Raw genomic sequence first — 6,081 nt, 5'->3', positions numbered from 1 at the left:
AATTTCTTCTATTCTTTTTATTTTAATCCCTGCCATTATTGAAATGAGTATCTTTTCTGAATTCAGATAGTTTTTTATTTCACAAAGAACATTTTCAGCATCTTTTGGCTTTACTGCTATTATTATCAAATCTGAATTTTCCACAATTTCTTTATTATTTTCAACTACATTTGCAGGGATATCTTTTATTTTCTCTTTATCTACATCAAAAACAAAAATCTTTTCTTTTTTTATAACTTTTTTTTCAAGAATACCACTAATAATAGCAGAACCCATATTTCCAAATCCAATTATTCCTAATTTCAATTGTCTCTCCTTTAAGGCAGGTAAAATTTTATTAACCGGCTTCCTCTCCTTCTACATGACCCACTCTTATATCAAGGTTTTCTCTGTCTTCAATCCTTTCAATCATTCCATCCCTTATCCATATAACCCTGTCTGAAACATCAAGCATTTTTAAATCATGGGTTGCCGTAATAATACTTACCTGTTTTTCCTTATTCATCTGTCTTAAAAGATTTATTATTTCCTTTCCAGTTTTTAAATCAAGGTTTCCTGTTGGCTCATCTGCAAGAATAATTGCAGGGTCATTTGCAAGGGCTCTTGCTATTGCTACTCTCTGCTGTTGTCCTCCAGAAAGTTCAAATGGTTTATGATGCAATCTTTCTCCTAATCCTACCAATTCAAGTAATGATTTTGCCTTTTCCCTTGCATCATCTGTGGTCATTCCAGCAAAAATCATCGGAAGCATGACATTTTCAAGTGCACTCATAACAGGAATTAAATTGAATGTTTGAAAAATATATCCAATTTTTCTGCATCTGAGCCATGCAAGTTCATAAGCATCAAGTTGTGCAATATCAACTTCATCAATATAAACCTTACCTTCCGATGGTTTATCAAGTCCTCCTATCATATTAAATAAAGTTGTTTTCCCGCTCCCGGATGGTCCCATAATAGAAATATACTCTCCCTTTAAAATTTCAAGGTCAATCCCTTTAAGAACATGTAATGGTATTTTCCCAAGCATATATGTTTTCTTTAACTCAATCGTTCTTACTATTACTTCTCTTGGCATATTTCCCTCCTTTTTTAAACTTCTCTTCTAATTGCTTCGGCTGGTTCCATTCTTGCTGAAACAATTGCTGGATAAATTGCTCCAATTATAGCAAGTCCTGTTCCAAGGATTATTGAAATACCAACATATTTTAAAAGTGGTAAAAATGGAAAAATTGATAGAATTATTTTTTTGTACTGGATTACATAAACAAGAGTCATAATTAAAATACCCAGAAAACTACCGATAATTGAACCACCGATACCGTGAATCATTGCTTCAAGTAAAAACAATTCCATAACAAATCTGTCAAGTGCTCCAAGACATTTCATTGTTCCTATTTCTCTTGATCTTTCAGTGACAGCCATAAGCATTGAATTTATAATACCAACAGTACATACAAGAAGAGAAAGAGTTACCAGCCATGTCTGTCTTACTTTCAGTTCTGCAAGATTTTCAACAAGCAAAGTTCTTATATTTTCAGGACCCTTTTCTATTAAAGCCATGGTAAAAACATTTGAAGCCATAACAGACATAAAAAAAGCAATACCGAGTAAAATTGACATTGTTACAATTATTGCCCTTCCAAATCTTATTTTAAAATTTCTTAAACTCATCTGAAGAGCATTTTTAAAAGGTAAACTCAATTGTTTTTCTATCTTTTTTTCCATCTTTGCTCCTTTTTAGAAATTATACCATTTTTAAAAAATACAAAAAAGTTTAAAACTTTAGAAAAATTATATTATAATTTTTTTAATGGGTAAAAAATTATTTTTTTTAATTTTAACTGGCTTTCTTTCATCGGTTTTCTCTCAAAATAAGAAGTTAGAAGAGGCCTCTTTAAACATACTATTTAATTTTACTGCTGAAAAATATGAAGAAGTTTTTAACAGTTTTTATTTACCGGAAAATTATGATGAAAAAAATTTTAAAAATGATAAAGAAGCGATAACAAAAGGTCTTGAATTTATAATTGAAAAACTTGGTGATATAAGAAACTTTTCAAAGGTAAATTCTACGGAAAAAGAAATTATTGCTTTATCATTAAAAACAGGACCTTTTGAAGAAATTGAAAATTTAAAAAGTTATTTATCAATTTATAAGGTCAATTTTGAAAAATTTGGAAATGCATATATATCATTTGAATTTATAGAAAAAAAAGAAGAATATTTTCTTAAAAAAATTGAGTTTTTATTTCCTATCCAGAATAATAAAAGTTTATCAATCAATAAAGAAATTCAGCAATTTTTCATTGACCTCGCTTTAAAACAGAAAAAGACGGATAAGGAATGAGATTATTTTTTCAGAAACCAGACATTCATTTGACTTCTACCTCTGTTTGCCCATAAATAATAAGGAATTGCCTTAAATCTTTTCTTTTTATAGTTTATTTTAATTTTCTTATTTTTTTCGTATAAAGGTAATTCTTCATCACTTGTTAAAATTTCTCCATTTAAAGTTATAATTCCCCCAAAAATTTCCTCGTAATTTTCCTTCAATTCCTGTTCCCACAATAAAGTATTGAAAAGATTTATATCTGGATTATCTATACTTTCAAGACAGTAAACAAGGGGACCTCTTTTTATTGCAAAACAATTTCTCACACTTTCTATATTTGGATTACCTGAATAAAACTCACCTCTAATATCAAAATTTATCTCTATTTTAGTTTTATCCTTCGCTTCTATTTTAAAATATTTTCCATTTTCCACATTATAAATTTTTTCTCCAATTTTTACTTCTGTCTTATCACTCCATTTTGGAATTCTTAAATATAAATTAAAAATCGCCTCAGAATTAACAGAAATCAAAACTTTATTTTTCCATGGATATCCTGTTCTCTGCTCAATTTTAATTCTTTTTCCTGTATTTAATTTTAAGTTTGCAGTTGAGGTATCATAAAGATTAACATAAACTCCATCCTCACTTATTGAATAAAAACAACCCGGCAAAGATGAAATAAATCTCTGTATATTTGGAGGACAGCATGTTGTTCTATACCATTCTTTTCTTTCATGATTACCTATTGAGGATAAAGGATTGACATAGAAATATTTTTTACCATCAAAAGAAATTGAAGCAAGAAATGAATTATAAAGTGTTGTCTCAAAAATATCAAAGTATTCACATTCTCCTTTTATTAAAAACATTCTGAAAGTCCACATCATTAAAGCAATAGATGCACAACTCTCACAGTATGCTCTTAAATTCGGAAGTTCATAAGGTACTCCAATCGCCTCTCCCTCATATCTTGAACCAATTCCACCTGTAATATAAATTTTTCTTAAAACAAGGTTTTTCCATAAATTTTCAAGAACTTTCAAATATCTTTTATCTCCTGTTTCAATATAATAATCAGTAGCACCAGAACATAAATACATCATCCTTACAGCATGGCCTGTGAGTTCTGAAAACTTTAAAAATGGAATGTTTGGAAGACCAGAATAGTAAGGATTTTCAATCTCAAGGAAAAATTTTGCCTGTTTTAAATATTTTTCTTCTTTAGTAGTTCTGTAAAGTTCAACAAGAGCCATTTCAACTTCAGGATGTCCATCTGTTTTTTCTATTTTTCCTTTACCAAATTTTTTACATATATAATCAGCCCACTTAATAGCAATATTTAAAAGATTTTCTTTTCCAGTAGACCTGTAATGTGCTATGCCTGACTGAATTAAATGTCCTCCACAATAAAGTTCATGATGTGAATATAAATTCTCAAACTCTTTTTTAATATAAGTAGCGGTATTTAAATATCCTGACTTTTTCTGTGCCTTTTTTATTATTTCAATCAATTTATCAAGATGTTTTACTCTTTTTTCATCCCATTTATTCTGCAAATCCCAACTAACTCCTTCAATCCACTTATATAAATCAGAGTCAGTTGCAAGCCGGTCTGTTTTTTCTCCTTTTTTTAATCCTGCTTCAATTTCAAAATTTTCTACTGTCTTATATTGAACAAAAAGTTTATAAAGATTAGGTATACTTATTTCCCTGTTTCTTTCCATCACATATTTCCAGAATCCATCAACTTTAACATCTTCTATATCCACAGGCGAACACTTTACATTTTTCTTTTTAACAACTTCAATTATACTTTTCCCCATTTCTTTTTTTATTTTAAATGCAGTATCTTTCTATAAGGTTTTTTGTATTTTCAGAAATTATTTTTATTTTAATTTCATCACTTATTGAAGAAAGCAAAATCGGACCGAGAGTAAAACCAAAATGTAAGTCAGAAAAATCAGAACCCCAGCAGATTCTGTCATTCCTTATTTCATTTACCATTTTTTCAACAGTTCCAAATCCAAGATAATTACAGGTGCATAACCATACATTTTCATAATTATTAACAACATCCTTCCATATAAAACTAAAATGCCCGCATATATACTGAATATACTGATATTTTTTTACCATTTTTTCAAGAAAATCAGGATTTCCCCAGTTATGATTTAAAATTGGCATTTTATAATGATTTGCATATTCACAGACATATTCTGTTTTTTTATCTGTATCCTCGCAATTCTGGTAACTTGCTATCAACTTTATTCCTCTTATTCCTTCATCTCTACATCTTGTTATTTCCTTCCCTATTACTTTTTCAGGATAATTCAGATTGACAAGACAAAATCCAACCAATCTTTCAGAATATTTTTTACAATCATTTATAAGTTTTTCATTCTGATAAAACCATTCAGTTCCATACACTCCTAAAGGCATAACAATCGCTTTTTTTATATTCAATCTATCCATCTCCTCTATTATTTTTCTACTTTCTCCATCAAAAACAGGATAGTCCCTGTTATATCCACCAATATGAGCATGTATATCATAAAGTTCTACTTCCAGTTTTTCACTTTTTAAAAATTTTTCTTTTAATTTACTCATTTTTCACTATTATTTTTTCAATATTCCCATATGCGATTTTTTTCTTTATGCTTTCGGAAATATCAGAACAAAGAATCATACCGAGAGATTGTCCGGGTTCTGAAAAAGGAAGATTTGTCCCTAAAACTAAATTTTCTCCATTTTTTATTCCCACAAGTTTTTCAACAACTCTGTAATTCCAGCAACTTCCAACATCATAATAAAAGTTTTTGTAATTTTTAATAAAATCAATAACAATCCTTATATGATACCTTGTTCTGAATTCTGTAAAAATAACAGGTAAATCAGGATATTTTTCACAGATTAATCTTATACTCTGCCAGTCACCTGAATCTACCTGCCAGTTTGAAAAAGGTAAAGTGGGGTCAATTATAACCGGTAATTTGAATTCATTGAGTATTTCCAGTGTTTCTGAATATAAATAATGAGAAAGTGGAATTTTAAATGTATTATATGTTATCAGGAAACTTTTTACTCCATCTTTAATCGCCTTTTCAATATATCTTTCAAAATTCTCAATATCGCCTGAATTTCTGGGTAATAAACCATAAACAGGAATTAAGTTTTCAAATTCTTTTATTTTTTCAATCAGTATTTTATTCCCCTCAACAGGTGATATTTCTCTACTTAAAGCATGATAAACAAGCGACTTTTTTATTGAATAATTTTTCATTATTCTCAAAAGTTCTTCAGGTTCTGTATAACCAGTTGGTTTTGAAAAAACTCCAATTCCGCTCTTTATATCAAAAAATTCCATTTTTCATTCCTTTACAATCCATAGATATACTACGCGACCTATAATACAGAAAGAAATCCTGCGATACAAGTTGTTCTCTATGATTAAATTTATCATAATCATCGTTTCTTTGTCAATTCCAGTTTCTTTCAGTTTTTTAATTACTTCTCAAAAAAAGAAAATCAAAAATATCTTATTTATTCGTCATAAAAGTTAAATCGTTATTTCTTCTTCTCTAGCAGTCTGATAAATATAATTATCCTGTATTTTACCAGTTTTACATCATCCTAAAACATATTCATATCTAGAGGTTGTTTTTTCAACTTTCAAATCATCAAAATCACCTTGTTTATGATTGAAAATTTTTATTAAATTTTTTATGATTGTTGTATGGTTTGTA

General features: G+C 28.7%; 7 protein-coding genes. 1 reads left to right on the top strand and 6 read right to left on the bottom strand.

Going from position 1 to position 6,081, the window contains the following annotated elements; translation table 11 throughout:
* The 3 genes from PKV21_04645 to PKV21_04635 all read right to left on the bottom strand — a co-directional run.
* On the bottom strand, positions 1 to 306 hold a 306-nt coding region (locus tag PKV21_04645; protein ID HOM26777.1), incomplete at its 3' end, for an NAD(P)-binding domain-containing protein.
* A 31-nt stretch (positions 307 to 337) separates the two neighbouring features.
* A complete protein-coding gene (locus PKV21_04640; GenBank protein HOM26776.1) occupies positions 338 to 1,078 on the bottom strand; it encodes an ABC transporter ATP-binding protein in 741 nt (246 codons plus the stop codon).
* A 14-nt stretch (positions 1,079 to 1,092) separates the two neighbouring features.
* On the bottom strand, positions 1,093 to 1,728 hold the full coding sequence (locus PKV21_04635) for an FtsX-like permease family protein (GenBank protein HOM26775.1): 636 nt from the start codon (positions 1,726 to 1,728) through the stop codon (positions 1,093 to 1,095).
* Positions 1,729 to 1,813: 85 nt separating this feature from the next.
* Here PKV21_04635 and PKV21_04630 point away from each other — a divergent pair, with 85 nt between their 5' ends.
* Positions 1,814 to 2,350, top strand: coding sequence for a hypothetical protein (locus PKV21_04630; GenBank protein HOM26774.1), 537 nt, complete (start codon positions 1,814 to 1,816; stop codon positions 2,348 to 2,350).
* A gap of 2 nt (positions 2,351 to 2,352) precedes the next feature.
* Here the strand turns inward: PKV21_04630 and PKV21_04625 are convergent, their stop codons facing one another.
* The 3 genes from PKV21_04625 to PKV21_04615 are packed head-to-tail and all read right to left on the bottom strand — an operon-like array spanning position 2,353 to position 5,702.
* Complete coding sequence (locus tag PKV21_04625) at positions 2,353 to 4,161, bottom strand: glycoside hydrolase family 127 protein (GenBank protein ID HOM26773.1); 1,809 nt, start codon at positions 4,159 to 4,161, stop codon at positions 2,353 to 2,355.
* Between the two features lie 13 nt (positions 4,162 to 4,174).
* Positions 4,175 to 4,945, bottom strand: coding sequence for an amidohydrolase family protein (locus tag PKV21_04620; protein ID HOM26772.1), 771 nt, complete (start codon positions 4,943 to 4,945; stop codon positions 4,175 to 4,177).
* Entirely contained in the window at positions 4,938 to 5,702 is a 765-nt protein-coding gene (locus tag PKV21_04615; GenBank protein ID HOM26771.1) for an amidohydrolase family protein, read from the bottom strand. The genes PKV21_04620 and PKV21_04615 overlap by 8 nt, the downstream gene beginning before the upstream one ends.
* Positions 5,703 to 6,081 lie beyond the last annotated feature (379 nt).

The organism is bacterium (assembly GCA_035371905.1).
Lineage (GTDB): Bacteria > Ratteibacteria > UBA8468 > B48-G9 > JAFGKM01 > JAMWDI01.
The sequence above is the reverse complement of the archived record's forward strand: the minus strand, read 5'-3'. Positions and strand labels throughout refer to the sequence as shown.

Coding starts and splice junctions, on each gene's coding strand:
- PKV21_04625 (HOM26773.1), bottom strand. CDS start 4,161: ATGGGGAAAAGTATAATTGAAGTTGTTAAAAAGAAAAATGTAAAGTGT.
- PKV21_04635 (HOM26775.1), bottom strand. CDS start 1,728: ATGGAAAAAAAGATAGAAAAACAATTGAGTTTACCTTTTAAAAATGCT.
- PKV21_04640 (HOM26776.1), bottom strand. CDS start 1,078: ATGCCAAGAGAAGTAATAGTAAGAACGATTGAGTTAAAGAAAACATAT.
- PKV21_04620 (HOM26772.1), bottom strand. CDS start 4,945: ATGAGTAAATTAAAAGAAAAATTTTTAAAAAGTGAAAAACTGGAAGTA.
- PKV21_04630 (HOM26774.1), top strand. CDS start 1,814: ATGGGTAAAAAATTATTTTTTTTAATTTTAACTGGCTTTCTTTCATCG.
- PKV21_04615 (HOM26771.1), bottom strand. CDS start 5,702: ATGGAATTTTTTGATATAAAGAGCGGAATTGGAGTTTTTTCAAAACCA.